At 74.5% G+C, this 15,258-nt stretch carries 11 protein-coding genes; 4 read left to right on the top strand and 7 right to left on the bottom strand.

Annotated elements, in window-relative coordinates; translation table 11 throughout:
• Positions 1-56 precede the first annotated feature (56 nt).
• Complete coding sequence (locus ACWCYY_RS27330) at positions 57-1,352, top strand: peptidoglycan-binding protein (protein WP_449797546.1); 1,296 nt, start codon at positions 57-59, stop codon at positions 1,350-1,352.
• A gap of 7 nt (positions 1,353-1,359) precedes the next feature.
• Here the strand turns inward: ACWCYY_RS27330 and ACWCYY_RS27325 are convergent, their stop codons facing one another.
• The 5 genes from ACWCYY_RS27325 to ACWCYY_RS27305 form a co-directional block, all read right to left on the bottom strand.
• Complete coding sequence (locus ACWCYY_RS27325; protein ID WP_380149520.1) at positions 1,360-2,028, bottom strand: TrmH family RNA methyltransferase; 669 nt, start codon at positions 2,026-2,028, stop codon at positions 1,360-1,362.
• Entirely contained in the window at positions 2,025-4,151 is a 2,127-nt protein-coding gene (locus tag ACWCYY_RS27320; RefSeq protein ID WP_345290560.1) for an FUSC family protein, read from the bottom strand. The genes ACWCYY_RS27325 and ACWCYY_RS27320 overlap by 4 nt, the downstream gene beginning before the upstream one ends.
• Positions 4,152-4,161: 10 nt before the next feature.
• On the bottom strand, positions 4,162-5,304 hold the full coding sequence (locus ACWCYY_RS27315; RefSeq protein WP_449797545.1) for an HTTM domain-containing protein: 1,143 nt from the start codon (positions 5,302-5,304) through the stop codon (positions 4,162-4,164).
• Positions 5,301-5,927 (bottom strand): DUF5819 family protein, encoded by a 627-nt coding sequence (locus ACWCYY_RS27310; protein ID WP_449797544.1) that lies wholly within the window; start codon positions 5,925-5,927, stop codon positions 5,301-5,303. Before ACWCYY_RS27310 ends, ACWCYY_RS27315 begins: the two co-directional genes overlap by 4 nt.
• 71 nt (positions 5,928-5,998) lie before the next feature.
• The gene (locus ACWCYY_RS27305; protein ID WP_345290558.1) at positions 5,999-7,126 is read right to left on the bottom strand and encodes a rhodanese-like domain-containing protein; all 1,128 of its coding nucleotides are present in this window, start codon (positions 7,124-7,126) and stop codon (positions 5,999-6,001) included.
• Between the two features lie 214 nt (positions 7,127-7,340).
• Between ACWCYY_RS27305 and ACWCYY_RS27300 the strand changes: the two genes are divergently transcribed.
• Positions 7,341-10,124 carry a SpoIIE family protein phosphatase gene (locus ACWCYY_RS27300; RefSeq protein ID WP_449797543.1) on the top strand — a complete coding sequence of 928 codons (2,784 nt, stop codon included), beginning with the start codon at positions 7,341-7,343 and terminating at the stop codon, positions 10,122-10,124.
• A 145-nt stretch (positions 10,125-10,269) separates the two neighbouring features.
• Here the strand turns inward: ACWCYY_RS27300 and ACWCYY_RS27295 are convergent, their stop codons facing one another.
• Together ACWCYY_RS27295 and ACWCYY_RS27290 are read right to left on the bottom strand one after the other, a co-directional pair.
• Positions 10,270-11,025 carry a hypothetical protein gene (locus ACWCYY_RS27295; protein WP_345290556.1) on the bottom strand — a complete coding sequence of 252 codons (756 nt, stop codon included), beginning with the start codon at positions 11,023-11,025 and terminating at the stop codon, positions 10,270-10,272.
• A gap of 236 nt (positions 11,026-11,261) precedes the next feature.
• The gene (locus ACWCYY_RS27290) at positions 11,262-13,049 is read right to left on the bottom strand and encodes a phosphatidylglycerol lysyltransferase domain-containing protein (protein ID WP_345290570.1); all 1,788 of its coding nucleotides are present in this window, start codon (positions 13,047-13,049) and stop codon (positions 11,262-11,264) included.
• Between the two features lie 319 nt (positions 13,050-13,368).
• Here ACWCYY_RS27290 and ACWCYY_RS27285 point away from each other — a divergent pair, with 319 nt between their 5' ends.
• Both ACWCYY_RS27285 and ACWCYY_RS27280 read left to right on the top strand, forming a co-directional pair.
• Positions 13,369-14,040 (top strand): response regulator transcription factor, encoded by a 672-nt coding sequence (locus ACWCYY_RS27285; RefSeq protein ID WP_345290555.1) that lies wholly within the window; start codon positions 13,369-13,371, stop codon positions 14,038-14,040.
• Positions 14,037-15,206 (top strand): sensor histidine kinase, encoded by a 1,170-nt coding sequence (locus ACWCYY_RS27280; protein ID WP_345290554.1) that lies wholly within the window; start codon positions 14,037-14,039, stop codon positions 15,204-15,206. The genes ACWCYY_RS27285 and ACWCYY_RS27280 overlap by 4 nt, the downstream gene beginning before the upstream one ends.
• Positions 15,207-15,258: the final 52 nt, after the last annotated feature.

Below are 15,258 nucleotides of genomic sequence, written 5' to 3'. Positions count from 1 at the left end.
ATCTGACGGTGGAACACATCCCCTCCGGTACACCCGAGGAGAGGAAGGCTCCGACCGTGCTGATCGAGTTCACCGAGATAGAACCGGACCGGGACTGCCGCTGCGGCGGCTGCTCGGCCCGCCGGCTGGCCAGGCTGCACGCCGCCCCGGTCGCCGAGGGCGGCCACCGCTCCGCCCACGGGGCCCGCCGGGCGGCCCTGCTGTTCGCGGCCGTCGGCTCCGTGCTCGGCGGCGGCTCCGTCGCCGCCGCCGCGCCGTCCCCCTCCCCCGCCCCCGCCGGGACGGAGAGCGGCTCCACCCCGCAGGGCTCGGTCGCCCCGCTGCGCGGCGGCGCCGCCGCCCAGACCCGGTCGCTCCGCGCGGTGCGCGCCACCACCCGGGCCGAGATCATGGCCCGGGCGCAGCGCTGGATCGACCAGCAGGTGCCGTACAGCATGGGCAGCTACTGGTCCGACGGGTACCGGCAGGACTGCTCCGGCTACGTCTCGATGGCCTGGGGCCTCGGCAGCAGCCAGACCACCTGGACCCTGCCGGACTACGCGACCCGAATAGCGCGGGCCGACCTCCAGCCGGGCGACATCCTGGTCTACAACAACGCGGCCGACCCGGCCGGCGGCTCGCACACCGTCGTCTTCGGCGGCTGGGCCGACTCCGCCCGCACCAAGTACCTGGCCTACGAGCAGACCAGGCCGGCCACCCGGAAGCGGACCACCCCGTACGCGTACTGGAACAACGCCTCCTCCTACGTGGCCTACCGCTACCTCGGCCTGGACGGCCCGGCCCCGGCGCCCGACCCGTCCCCGGACGCCTTCCCCGGGGCGGAGAAGTTCGGGCCCGGGCAGTCCAACCCGTACGTGAAGCGGCTGGGCGAGATGCTGGTGCAGCGCGGCGGCACCCGGTTCTACGCCGAGGGCCCCGACCCGAGCTGGGGCGAGGCCGACCGGCGGGCCACCGAGGCCTTCCAACTCGCCCAGGGCTGGCGCGGTTCCGAGGCCGACGGCTACCCCGGCAAGGACACCTGGGAGCTGCTGGTCCGTCACCAGGGCAAGGACATCCCGCCCGCCACCGGCCAACCGGCCCCGCCGCCCGCGCAGCCGGCCCCGTCCCCGGCCGCACCGCCGTACCCGGGCGCGGAGAGGTTCGGCCCCGGGCAGTCCAACGAGTCCGTCCGGCAGCTCGGCGAACAGCTGGTCAGGAAGGGCTACGGCCGCCACTACACCGAGGGCCCCGGCCCGGAGTGGGGCGAGGCCGACCGGCTCAACGTCGCCGACTTCCAGCGCGCCCAGGGCTGGAGCGGCAGCGAGGCGGACGGCTACCCGGGCCCGCACACCTGGAAGCTGCTCTTCGGCTGACGGGCCCTCAGGCCCCCGAGGCGTGCCGGCGGATCCAGGTGTGCATGGCGATCGCCGCTGCGGCGCCCGCGTTGATGGAGCGGGTGGAGCCGTACTGGGCGATCGAGCAGACCGCCGTCGCGTGCTCCCAGGCCTCGGGGGTCAGGCCGGGGCCCTCCTGGCCGAACAGCAGCACGCAGCGCTCGGGCATCTCGAAGGTCTCGATCGGGACGGCACCCGGCAGGTTGTCGATGCCGATCACGGCCAGGCCCTGCTCCGCGGCGTAGGCGGCCAGGGTGGCCACCGAGTCGTGGTGGCGGACGTGCTGGTACCGGTCGGTGACCATGGCGCCGCGGCGGTTCCAGCGGCGGCGGCCGACGATGTGGACCTCGCCGGCCAGGAAGGCGTTGGCGGTGCGGACCACCGAGCCGATGTTGAAGTCGTGCTGCCAGTTCTCCACCGCGACGTGGAAGCCGTGCCGCCGGGTGTCCAGGTCGGCGACGATCGCCTCCCGGGTCCAGTACCGGTACCGGTCGGTGACGTTGCGGCGGTCCCCGTGGGCGAGCAGCTCGGGGTCGTAGTGCGGGCCGACGGGCCAGGGCTCCGGGTGCGGGCCGACCCCGATCTCGCGGTCGTCGGAGGGGGCGAAGGCGTCGTCGTACTGCTCGCCCGTGTGCGGGCTACCCGTGCTGCTCACGCCCCCGAGGGTACGCGCCGGGCCTTGGTGGCCTTCTCCAGGTCGGTCAGGGCGGCGAGCACCATCCGGCTGCCGGCCCGGGCCACCTCGATCCGGTCGGCGGGCGGGAGGCCGGCGAGTTCGGCGTCCCAACGGCGGTGCAGGGCGCGCAGGGCGGCGAACTCCACCTGGTCTCCGACCAGCAGCGCCCCGGCCGCGATGGCGGTGGCGTCCCGCAGCTCCTCGGCGAACTCGGCCGCGCCGGGCACCGGATCGGCGTCGGCGGGCGGCAGGTGAGCCTCCATCAGGACGGTGGAGCGGCCGAGCATGCCGACCGCGGCCCGGGCCTTGTCGATCTGCTTGCGGGTCAGCTCGGGCAGCTGGCCCTCGTGGCGGACTGGCTCCGCGTCGGCCCGCTCCATCGCCTGGAGCAGCTCGGAGCGGGCCTCCCGGGAGTCCAGCAGGGCCGAGCGGACGTCCTCGCCGCCCCGGGCCGGCTCACCGAAGACGGTGAGCACCGAGGCCCCGTACCGTCCGGCCGCCGCCAGCCACTCGGCGAGGCGCTCGGCCAGCCGGGCGGTCTGCCAGGTGGGGAAGAGCGCGTAGGCGAGCAGTGCGATGCCGCCGCCGATCAGGGTGAGCAGGATCCGGTCGGTGGCGGTGCGCACCGGGTCGCCGGGCTGCAGGCCGAGCAGGAAGACCACGTAGGAGGAGACGCAGGCGGTCATCACCGCGTAGCCCGTACGGAGCGTCAGGTAGGCGCCGCCCATGAAGACCACCGCGAGCAGGGCGGAGAGCCACTGCCCGGGGTGGAAGAGCTGCACCACGGTGGTGGAGACCGCGACCCCGACCACCGTCCCGGCCAGCCGGGCCACGCCCCGGCTGAAGGTCTGGGCGAAGTCCGGCCGCATCACCATGGCGGCGGTGAGCGGCGCCCAGTAGCCGTGGTGCAGGTCGAGCACCTTGGCGGCCAGGTAGGAGAGGGTGACCACGGCGGAGAGCCGGACGGCGTGCTGGAACACCGCCGAGTGCGGGTCGAGCTGGCGCCGGACCGCCAGCAGGGCGGCCGGGGCCAGCCGGAACAGCGGGGGCCGGCGCAGCCCGGGCCCGGCGGTCGCGCTGGAGATCGTCTCCTTGTCCTCGCGGTCCAGGGTGTCCACGGCCTTGCGCAGCAGCGAGGTGAGCCGCCGGGAGGAGCGGGCGGCCGCGCCGGTGAGCACCGGGTGGTCCTGGTCGGCGGTCCGGCGGTCGCGGGCGGTGAGGGTCAGCGCGGGGGAGGACTTTGGGGAGCGGTACGGCTCGCCGCTGCGGACCGCCCTGGCCAGCGCGTCCATGGTCTCGGCGGCGGCGGCCAGCAGTTCCAGCGCCCGGTCCCGCTCCGGCCCCTCGGCGGCGGCGCCCACCTTGGGGTCGGCCAGCGCGGCCAGGGTGGGGCGGATCCGCTCCGCGATGCCGCGCAGGCCGCGCAGTTCGGGCGGGCGGTGCCGGGCCTGCCAGGGCGTCAGGGTGGCGGCGTGCCGGGCGGTGATGAACGGGGCCGGGTCCACGTGGGCCACCGGGTCCTGGCGCAGCCGGCGGGCGTAGTGGGCGAGTTCGGCGTACGCGTCGGCCAGCGCGTCCCGCTGGGCCCGCCAGGAGTCGATCGGCCAGAGCGTCACCACCAGGGCCTGGCTGGCGCCGCCCAGCGCGCAGAGCAGCCCGTGGCCCAGCGCCGTGGGGACGCTGACGGGCAGTTGGACGACGACCAGCATCACCGAGACGGTGGTCGCGGCCACCACCCCGGCACTCGGCCCGATCGACCAGGCCAGCCCGGCGCCGAAGGCCCAGAGCGCCAGCAGCACCGGGAAGGCCCCGGGGATGCCGACCGCCAGGTACCCGAGGAAGGTGCTGACGCCCAGTCCGATCCCGGCCGCCACGGCCAGCGAGACCCGGGGGCGGAAGCTGCGCTGGAAGGTGGCCGTCCCGGCGATGAAGGCGCCCATCGCGGCCGAGGTGGCGGAGCCCGGGCCGAGCAGGGCCAGGGTCGGGAAGACCACCAGGGCCGCGGCCACCGCTCCGCGCAGCGCCCGGCGGGGACTGCTGAGGCTCCGGTCCACCTTCAGCCCGGCGCGCACGCTGTCGCGCAGGGCCGCAAACCAGGACATAGGGCACAGCTTAGACCTGGGCCGGCCTCCGGCCCCGGATTCTCCGCTCGCACCACAGGAGCGCGGCGGTGGGCAGGAAGACCGCGTCCGCCGCGATCATCGTGAGGGAGAAGAAGGGCAGGCCCAGCAGGACCGCGATGCCCAGGTGCTCGGCCGCCAACAGGACCAGCATGACGTTCTTCAGACGGCGGTTCAGCAGGGTGAAGGGGAAGGCCACCTGGAGGATCACCGTGCCGTAGGTGAGCAGGAAGACCAGCACCAGGGAGCCCCCGGCCAGGGCCGAGAGGGCGGGCCAGGGGGTGAAGTAGTCCAGGTGGAGCGGGTAGTGCAGGGCGGTGCCGTCCTGCCAGCGCGAACCCTGCACCTTGTACCAGCCGGCCGTGGCGTACACCAGCACCACCTGGGCACCGATCACCACCAGGGCGCAGTGGTGGGTCATGTTCGCCAGCGCGTCCAGCACCGCCCGCGGCTCGCCCTCCGGGGCGCGGCGGTCGACGGCCCACCAGAGGGCGGCGGTCAGCCAGAGGAGGAGCAGCAGCCAGCGCGGCCACGGCCACGGACCGGGCCCGAGCAGCAGCGGCACGCCGAGCAGCGCCCAGAGCCAGGGCGCGCCCCGCCGCCGGCCGGCCCGGGCGGTGCGGCGGGCGTCCAGCGACCAGACCTCGGCGCAGCGGGTGAAGACCAGGTAGAGGGCGAGCAGGTGGATCACGTTGTCCCCGCCGTCGCCGACGAAGACGTTCCGGTTCTGCAGCGAGACCGCCGTGGCCAGGTACACCGCCCCGCTGGCCCTGGTCCGCCAGCCGAGTGCGAACAGCACCGCCGCCACGATCGCCAGGTGGTAGAGCAGCTCGAACCAGAGCCGCCCGGAGTACCAGGTCTGCACCGAGAAGGCGTCGTTCTCCGCCAGCAGACCGGCCGCCAGCCGGTCCGACCAGGGGGAGAGGTCGCCGTACAGCACCCGGCGGTCGGGCCACTCGCGGAGCAGGAAGGCCGCCCAGATCAGGCCGAAGCCGATCCGCACCACGGCCGCCTGGTGGCGGCCCAGGGTACGGGCGGAGAAAGCTTCCGCCGCGCGCCGCCAGGCAGGCGGGGGCGGTGGCTCGGGCTGCTGACCCTCGGTCAGCTCTTCGGGCGCCAGGTCGGTCGAGGTCACCGGAGCCCCCGCAGGTCGTCCTCGTCCACCGGCCACCAGGGCAGCTCACGGACCTTCGGGGCGGTGTCCACCTGCTCCCGGCTCCACGACGGCGGAGCCAGCACGGTGGTGACCACCCGCACCTGCACCTCGTACGGCCGGCGCCTCTCGGGGGACGGGCCGATCCGCTGCAGGGCGGTGCGCTTCAGGTAGAGCTCGGAGGGCTTGGCCCGGGTGCCGGGCGCGGTGCCGTCCTCCGGGTGGGCGGAGTCGTAGAAGTCCCAGGCCCGGCGGAGCTGGTTCTGGTCCAGGTGGCTGGGCGCCGGGTTGCCCCGCACCGCCGCGATGTCACGGGCCGTCAGGCCGAGCCACTCGCCGGTGGATTCGGTGCCGTCCGGTGCGACGGTGCGCAGCCTGGCCTCCAGGGAGACGTTCTGCTGGAGCGGGTCGGGCGCGAAGAGCTTCCAGTTCTGCTCGAACTCCGGGTAGACCACCGCGTCCAACTGCGGCCGGTACCGGTCGGAGAGGGCGTTCGGCGGCGCCGAGTTCAGGAACAGCACGGCCAGGAAGAGACCGGTGGCGCCGAGCAGCGCCGCACCCGCGAGCACGAGCACGGCGGCCGCCGGGGCGGACCAGGTACGCACGGCAGCAGCTCCCCTCCGGCACGGGCGTGCCGGGGGTCATCCTGCCGCAGCGCCCACCTGGGCGGAAGGCACTACAGGACGAAGGCGTCCCGGCCGTCGCTGCTGACCATCGGGCGGCCGGCCGCCTCCCAGGCGAACATGCCGCCGTCCACGTTGACCGCCTCGCGGCCCTGCTGGACCAGGTACTGCACGACCTGCGCGGAGCGGCCGCCGACCCGGCACATCACGTACAGCTTCTCCGCCGGCAGCTCGTCCAGGCGGGCCACCACCTGGCCGATCGGGATGTGCAGCGCGCCGTCCACGTGCCCGGCGTCCCACTCGTCCTGCTCGCGGACGTCGAGCAGCGGGGCGTCGGCGGGCACCGAGGCGGCATCGGTGGTGGGGAGCTGGGCGAACATCTCGGTCTCCTGGGTGCGTCGGCGGTCCCCGCCATTCTGCCCCGCCGCGGCGCCCGCGGTGGCCTCGGACAGCAGCCGGTCCAGTTCGGCCTGCTGGGCGGCGGCCCGGCCGAGCAGCTGCTCGGCCAGCTCCTCCAGCAGCCGCTCCGGCTCCTGCGGGGCCAGCCGGAGGAGCTCGCCCATCGAGCTGTTCTCCAGCCGGACCTGCTCGACGGCCAGGTTGCGGATCCTGACGGTCAGCCAGTCCAGCCGCTGGAGCAGCCAGCCCTCGCGCTCCGGGGCGCCCGGGGCGGGGGCCGACTCGGGAGCGGTCGACCACTCCTCGGCCAGCTCCTCCAGGCCCTTGGCGTCGCCCTGCGCGTAGGCCTCGTTGACCCGGGCGATGAAGGCCGCCCGGCGCTGCTGCTCGGCCGGGTCGGTGGTCAGGTCGGGGTGGGCCCGGCGGGCCAGCTCGCGGTACAACCGCTGCGCCTCCCTCCCCGGGCGGACCCTGCGCGGCTGCTCCGGCGCGGCGGCCGGGGCCTCCGGCGGCAGCTGGTCGAAGAGGGCGTCCAGGTCCGGGAGTTCTGCGACCCGGTGGCGGGCCTCGGCGGCCCGGCGGATGTCCTCGTGGAGCCCGGTGCGGGCCGCGACGGTCTCCGCGACCAGGGCGTCCAGCTCGTCGAGCCGGGCGTACAGCGGGCCGAGCAGCTGATGGTGGATCAGCGCGAAGTTGTCGATCTCCACCCGTAGCGTCTCGACGTCCACCTCCAGGGTCAGCCACGCCAACTCCGCAGCGGCGACCCGCTCCTCCAACTCCACCGCAGCCTCCAACCCGGTCGGACGACTGGCCAGCCTACCGACCGGGTAAGGGAGGGGCTGGTGGTGCGCAGGGGGCGCGCGTGAGGTGACACGCAACTGATACTTACGAATCTCCCCGATTCGCTTTCAGTCCCGCCCCCCACCGTGCTTCGCTGGAAGGTGCAGCGGGAACGACCACACAGGAGCGGCAGCCAGGCGGGAGCAGACGTCATCCATGGTGCACGAGCCCAACTCCACACCGTCGGCCGATCAGCCGTCAGTCTCCGCACTGGTCAGACTGGCCGCCCTGCTGGTCGACCCCGACGGTCGGATCGCGCACTGGAACCGCGCCGCCGAGGAGCTGTTCGGCCACCGCGCCGAAGTCGCCCACGGCCGCACCGCCTCCGGCCTGCTGCCCGCCGTCGAACCGCGCCCCGAGACCGCCCTCCCCCGCCCGGCCGGCACCCCGCCGCGCCGCTGCGACGCGCTGGACACCCTGGACGACCTGACCCAGACCGGCCCCGCCCCGTGGGCCGGGGCGATGCCGGTGCTGGACCGCGAGGAGCGGCTGCGGGACGTCCTCTGGTGGGCCTGGCCGCTGACCGAGCCGTCCGGCCGCAGCCTGCTGGTGCTCGCCGCCGACGCCCGCCCGCTGCGCACCGGCGGCCCGCGGATCGCGCTCGGCGCCCGGCAGCTGCCGTTCGCCCCCGCCCCCGGGCCGGTCGGCGGGCTGCACCGCGCCACCCCCGACTTCACCCCCGCCGGCCCGGCCGGCGCCGCCGCCCTGGCCGGCCTGCTGCCCCCGCACTCCTCCGAGACCCGCCGGGCCCGCCTGCTCACCGCCCTCACCACCGCCGGGCTGCCCGCCCTCTGGGTCGACCCGACCACCCGGCTCCCGGTCCTCCCGTACGAGCCCTCCGGCGCCCGGGCCGCCTCCGGCCTCGGCCGCCGCTACCCGACCCCGCAGCAGCGCGGCGCCCAGCAGCGGGCCGAGCGGCCGCGGGCGCTGCGCCGCCCGCCCGAACCCCAGCGGCCCGCCACCGGCAGCCTCCAGGTGCTGACCGGCGGCACCGTGCCGCAGCCCCGCGACCCGGCCGCGCCCGCCGCCGGTGAGCCCGCGGCACCGTCCGCACCGTCCGTACCGATCCAGGGCACCGCACCGAACGGCAACCGGGCCGCCACCGCCGCGGCCGACACCCCCTCCACCGGCCCGACCCCGGGAGGCCCCGCCATCGAGTCCGCCGCCGACCGCACCGACCCCCAGCCCGCCGACCCGCGGCAGAACGGGCACCGCCCGCACCAGCTACCCACCCAGCCCGCCGCACCCTCCCCCGCCGTGGAGGTGCTGACCACCAGTCAGGCCGGGGAGCAGCTGGCCCTGTTGAGCGAGTTCGGCAGCCGGGTCGGCACCACCCTGGACCTGGACGCCACCGCCCGCGAGCTGTGCGACGTCCTGGTGCCGAGGATCGCCGACTTCGCCTGCGTGGACCTGCGGGACGGCCTGATCTCCGACTCGGTGCTCCCGTCCACCCCGCCCTCCGACACCACCACGCTGCGCCGGGTCGCCCGCGCGTACAACGCCACCGCGGGGGAGTGGGAGCACGTGCTGGAGGAGGGCGCGCTGCTCCAGATGCCCCGCTCCACCCCGCCCGGCCTGGCGCTCCAGGAGAACCACCCCGTGCTGGTCCCGGTGATCAACCCGGACGTGGCGGTGGACTACGCGGCCTCGCTCGGCGGGCCCGAGCTGGTGCCGGTGGTGATGGACCGTTCGATGCTGGTGCTGCCGCTCTCCGCCCGCGGCACCGTGCTCGGCATCCTCAAGCTGCTCCGGCTGCCCGACCGGGCCCCCTTCGACCACAGCGACGCCGCCACCCTGCGCGAGCTGGCCGCCCGGGCCGCCCTCTCACTGGACAACGCGCGCGCCCACCGGGCCGAGCAGAAGACCGCCACCACCCTCCAGCGCTCGATGATCCCGACCAGGCCGCCGCGGATCCCCGGCGTCCAGATCGCCCACCGCTACCTGCCGGGCGACCCGAAGGCCGAGGTCGGTGGCGACTGGTTCGACGCGATCCAGCTGCCCGGCAGCCGGGTCGCCCTGGTGGTCGGCGACGTGATGGGCCACGGCCTGCTGTCGGCCGCCGCGATGGGCCGCTTCCGCACCGCGATGCAGACCCTGGCCGCCCTCGACCTGCCGCCCGGCCAGCTGCTGCGCCACCTGGACAACCTGGCCCACAAGCTCGGCGACGACCACCTGGCCACCTGCCTGTACGCGGTCTACGACCCGATCAACCGCACCTGCGAGCTGGCCAGCGCCGGCCACGTCCCCCCGGTGCTGGTGCACCCGGACGGCACCGGCGAGCTGCTGGAGATCCCGGCCGGCGCCCCGATCGGGGTCGGCGGGGTGCCCTTCGTGGCCAAGCGGATCGACGTCTCGGACGGCTCGATGCTGGTGCTCTGCACCGACGGTCTGGTCGAGGTCAGGGGCGGGGACATAGGGGCCGGCCTGGCCGCCCTGTGCGGGAACCTGATCGACCCCAAGCAGACCCCCGAGGAGGCCTGCGACGTGGTCCTGGAGCGGCTCCACTCGGAGGACCGCCAGGACGACATCGCCCTGCTGGTGGCCCGCTTCGACGGGGTCGCCCCGACCGAGGTGGCCACCTGGGAGCTCAACGTCGGCGAGGCGGAGGTCCGCCGGGCCCGCCGGCTGGTCCGCGAGCAGCTCGCCGCCTGGCACCTGGAGGGGCTCACCGACACCGTCGAGCTGCTGGTCAGCGAGCTGGTGACGAACGCGGTCCGGGTGGCCCGGGACCACGTCCAGCTCCAGCTCATCCGGGTGGACAAGCTGCTGGTCGAGGTCAGCGACGACAACCACAACCTGCCCTCGCTGGAGCCCTCCGAGGAGATGGACGAGAACGGCCGCGGGCTCAACCTGGTCAGCAAGCTCGCCGAGAAGTGGGGCACCGCCCGCAAGGCGGTGGGCAAGGTCGTCTGGTTCGAGATGGCCCTCCCCCGCGGTTAGGGGGGACAACGTGATGCTTTCTGGGGGCGCGAGGAACTGCGCGAGTACGGAAGGCGGACCAGTGCCAGGTCGGGGCAGGCGAGCCAGTTGCAGCACGTGCCGTTCCCCTGCGCGCAGTTCCTCGCGCCCCTAAGGGCCTACGGCCCTAAGGGGCGACGGGCGCGCGGCGGCGGCGGGCCTCGGTGGCCACGGCCGTGGCGGCGGTGACGCCGGCCAGCACCCGCGGCCAGAAGTCACCGAAGACCTCCATCGCGGCCGCGATCAGCACCGCGGCGACCAGCGCGGCCACATGCTCCAGCCCCGCCAGGTTCGGCAGCACGATCGCCTCGCCGATCATCACCGCGGCCACCAGCCCGCCGGTGAACCAGGCCCGGCAGCGGATCGCGATCACGATCGCCAGCGCCACCACGGCGGCCGACGGCCCGGTGTCCCGGACGTGCGCCACCTCGGGCGGGAAGCCGAACAGGTGGTCCGGGCCGATCGCCACCCCGATCCGGGCGAACAGCGTCCCGGCCAGCGTGCAGGCGTAGGCCACCACCAGGGTCAGCCGCCGCCCGAGCACCAGCTCGGCGAGCCCGAAGACCAGGAAGACCTGTGCCAACGCGCCCCAGACCGGCAGGTCCAGCGCGGGGACGTACAGCGAGAGGGGGGTGCGCAGCAGCGAGACGTCCAGCGGGAGGGCGGCCTTGACCACCCCGACGTGGGTGACGAAGCGCCCTCCGCCGGGCAGGTGCTGGACGATGCTGAACAGCAGCACCAGCAGGGTCGCGGTGGTGGCGAGCGGGACGGCGGCGAACTTCTTGCGGGCCAGCTCGGTGCGGACGGTGGAGTACAGCTGACCCCACTCCGCGACGGCGGCCCGCCGCACGTGGCCCATCGGCCCCGTTCGCTGTTCGTTCACTGACGTCCCCGTTCACTGCGCAACGCCGACACGGAATGCCGACTCCGTATTGTCGACAACGCATTGCCGACGGCCACCAGACTTTCGCGGCCCACTACATCCACAGTAGGTATCCGCTAAACGGACCGCATCAGCTCACGAGCCGAATCGGGGTCATCCTCCAGACGGATATCGACCCCCGGACATCCCCCGGTCGGGGGTCCATTGCGGCTTCCCTCCGCCCCCCGGCGGAGGGCTTACCGCTCCCCGTCGCGTTCCGGCGCCGGCAGCGCGGCGGGACCTCCGGCTGCGGCGATGGCCGACCGGGCGTGCCGGCGGCGGAACAGGGCGGGAAGGCTCGGTGCGGTGATGAAGCCCTCGGCCCGGGCACTCGCGATGCCGATCCGGGGAATCTCACCGCTCTTCTCGAAGAGCAGATAACGCGGTTCCCAGATCGGGCGGTACTTCGCATTCGCCCGGTAGAGCGACTCGATCTGCCACCAGCGGGAGAAGAAGCCGAGCACCGAACGCCACAGCCGGAGCACCGGCCCGGCGCCGAGCTTGGAGCCGCGCTCGAAAACGGAACGGAACATCGCGAAGTTCAGCGAGACCCGCTGGAGGTCGACGGTCTTCGCCTGCTGGAGCAGTTCGATCACCATGAACTCCATCAGGCCGTTCTCGGTGTCCCGGGCCCGGCGCATCAGGTCCAGCGAGAGCCCGTTCGCGCCCCAGGGCACGAAGCTCAGCAGCGCCTGCAGCTCGCCCTCGGCGTCGTGGCACTCCAGCATCACGCAGCGGCCGTCGCCCGGATCGCCCAGGCGGCCGAGCGCCATCGAGAAGCCGCGCTCGGTGGCGCCGTCCCGCCAGTGGTCCGCCTTCTCCACCAGCTCGGCCATCTCGGCCTCGGGGATCTCCTCGTGCCGGCGGATCCGGACGGTGTACCCGGCCCGCTTGACCCGGTTGTACGCCTGCCGGACCACCCGCATCGCCCGGCCGTCCAGCGAGAACTCGTCCAGCTCGACGATCGCCTCGTCACCCAGCTCCAGCGCGTCCAGCCCGTGCCGGGCGTAGATCACCCCGGCCTCCTCGGAGGCGCCCATCACCGCGGGGGCCCAGGCGTGCTCGCGGGCCTCGGCCAGCCAGCACTCGATCGCCCCCGGCCAGGCCTCCGGATCGCCGATCGGGTCGCCGGAGGCCAGCGAGACACCGCCGACCACCCGGTAGGTGACGGCCGCCTTGCCGCTCGGCGAGAAGATCACCGCCTTGTCCCGGCGGAGCGCGAAGTAGCCCAGCGAGTCCCGCTCGCCCTGCTTCTCCAGCAGCGCGCGCAGCTTGGCCTCGTCCTCCGGGGTCTGCAGCTCCTGGCCGCGCGGCGAGCGGAACGCCACGTACAGCACCAGCAGGAAGAGCACCGCGCCCATCGCGTTGATGAAGCCGTTCACCCAGGTGGGGGCGGAGATCACCCGCTCCATGTGGGCCGAGGGCTCGACCGTGATCATCCGGGCGATCGAGTACCGGAAGCGGTCCCCGAAGTCGGCCCCGGTGATCTCGTTGGTCCAGCCGACCAGCAGGGCGCCGATCCCGCCGCCGACCAGCAGGCCGCCGACGAAGGCCGCCACCGCCGACTTGGGGTTGGAGCGGTCGCCCTTGGAGGTGAACTCCCGCCGGCCGAGCAGCAGGGCGAAGAAGAACAGCCCGGTCAGCACGGCGGAGAAGTAGTTGAAGGGGTGACGGTTGAAGTGCAGGCCGTCCGGCGAGACCGCCAGCAGCAGCACGTAGGCCGTGAAGAACACCCCGGACAGCACCGTGTTGAAGATCCACGCGGCCCGCTTGCGGCGGCGCATCGCCACCGCGAGCAGCAGCGAGAGCACCACCGAGGTGAGGCCGGCCGTCATCAGGTACGGGGTGAAGAACTCGCCCTCGTTGTGGGTGCGCACCTGGTCCTTGAACGGGACGGCGAGCACCGCGACCAGGTTCAGCAGCGCCAGCAGCCGCAGGTACCAGACGGTGAACGCGGCGGCCCGGGGCCGCCAGCGGGCCAGCAGCCTCCCGAGGGCGCCGGTGTGCTCGGCTGGCGTGGTCGCGGGCTCCGGCTTCACGGTGGAGGACACAGCTCAATTCCAAACGATCAGGTGACGGGGCGCATCCGCACGCACACGGGCCGACGGCCAGGGCCTGTCCCCGCAGACCATGGTTGCTCACCGGAGATGAGAAATACGTGAACCCGGTAGCGGATTCGCGACCCCCCCGAACGGCGGGGGTCCTCTCCCCCCGACCGACGGCACGGCCGCCCCGGCCTGCCCCTAGGCTCGAATCGCACGCGCTCCCACACCCTCATACCCGCGCGCGCGAGGAGGCACGGCCATGACGGCCATCCGCGTACTGATCGTGGACGACGAGATCCTGGTCCGCTCCGGCCTCGGCCTGATCGTGGGCTCCGCCCCCGACCTCGAGGTGGTCGGCGACTGCTCCGGGGCCCAGGCCGAGGACCGGGTGACGGCGCTGCGGCCGCACGTGGTGCTGCTGGACATCCGGATGCCCGACCTGGACGGCATCTCGGTGCTCCGCAGGCTGCGCGCCCTGCCCTACCCCCCGGCCGTGGCGATGCTGACCACCTTCGACACCGACGAGTACATCGGCACCGCGCTGCGGGCCGGCGCGGCCGGCTTCCTGCTCAAGGACACCGCCCCCGAGCAGCTGGTGCACGCCGTCCGGGTGCTGGCGGCCGGCGGCAGCGTGCTCTCGCCGACCGTCACCCGCACGGTGATCAGCGGCTACGTCGAGGGCGGCGGCCCGGACGCCGAGGCGGCCGCCCTCACCCGCGGCCTGACCGGCCGCGAGCTGGACGTGCTGGCCCTGCTCGGCGAGGGCCTGTCCAACGCCGAGATCGCCGACCGGCTCTTCCTCGGCACCGGCACCGTCAAGGACCACATCAGCGCCATCCTCGGGAAGCTCGCCGCCGCCAACCGGGTGCAGGCCGCCGTGGTGGCCAACCGGGCCGGGCTGGTCCGCACCCCGCCCCGGCCCGAGGCGTGACCACCCCCGGCCGGGCCCGCCCGGCCTGGCTCAGCGCCCCCTGGACCACCGCGCCCTGGCTGATGCTGCTGCTCCCGGTGCTGGCGGCCGCGGCGGACGCCGCCCTGGTGGCCAGGGACTCCCCCTGGTGGGAGCTGGTGCTCTCGGCCCTGTCCACCGGTGCGCTGGTGCTGCGCCGCCGCTTCCCGGTGCTCACCCTGCTGCTGGTGCTGCCCGGCACCTTCGTCAACTACATCTGGATCGCGCCGATGACCGCGGTCTACTCGGTCGCCGCGCACCGGCCCGGGCTGCGCGCCCCCGTCATCAGCGCCACCGTCCTCTCGCTGGTGGAGTTCTTCCACTGGCCGCTGACCGACCACCCGCTGGCCCTGGACCAGGACAACGCGCTCTACGCCATCCAGTGCGTGATGGTCGGCGCCGGGCCCGCAGCCCTCGGCCTGCTGGCCCGCACCCGGAAGGAACTGGCCGACCGGCTGGCCGAACTGACGGAGGGCCGGCAGCGCGAGCACCGGCTGCTGGCCGAGCGGGTGCTCTCCACCGAACGGGCCCGGCTGGCCCGGGAGATGCACGACGTGGTCTCGCACCAGGTCAGCCTGATCTCGATCCAGGCCGGTGCGCTCCAGGTCTCCGCCACCGACCCGGCCACCCGGGCCACCGCCCGCACCATCCGGGAGCTCTCGGTCCGCACCCTGGACGAGCTGCGCCAGATGGTCGGCGTGCTGCGGGCCGCCGCGCAGGCCCCCGGCGGCGACCGCCTCGCCGAACCGCTCTCCCCGCAGCCCCGGCTGGCCGACCTGCCCCGGCTGATCGAGGGCAGCGGACTGCCCGTCACCAGCGAGCTGGCGGCGGGGGACCGGCCCTGGCCGGAGTCGGTGGAGCGGGCCGCCTTCCGCACCGTGCAGGAGGCGCTCACCAACATCACCAAGCACGCGCCGGAGGCCGCCGTCGAGGTCCGGCTCTGCACCGCGGGCAGCCGGCTGCTGGTCGAGGTCCGCAACGGCCCGCCCGGCCGCCACCCCGAACCCTCCGAGACCCTGCCCGGCGGCGGCCACGGACTGGTCGGCCTGCGCGAGCGGGCCGAGCGCCTCGGCGGCACGCTGACCGCGGGGCCCACGCCCGAGGGCGGCTTCGTGGTCCGGGCGGAGCTCCCGGTCGCGGGGGAGTGAGCCCACCGGGGTGACCCTGGTCACAGGGGCGGGCCTCCGGGGCCCGCCCCTG

The sequence above is a fragment of the Kitasatospora sp. NPDC001664 genome, from assembly GCF_053596675.1.
This window is presented reverse-complemented; position numbering and strand designations above follow the sequence as displayed.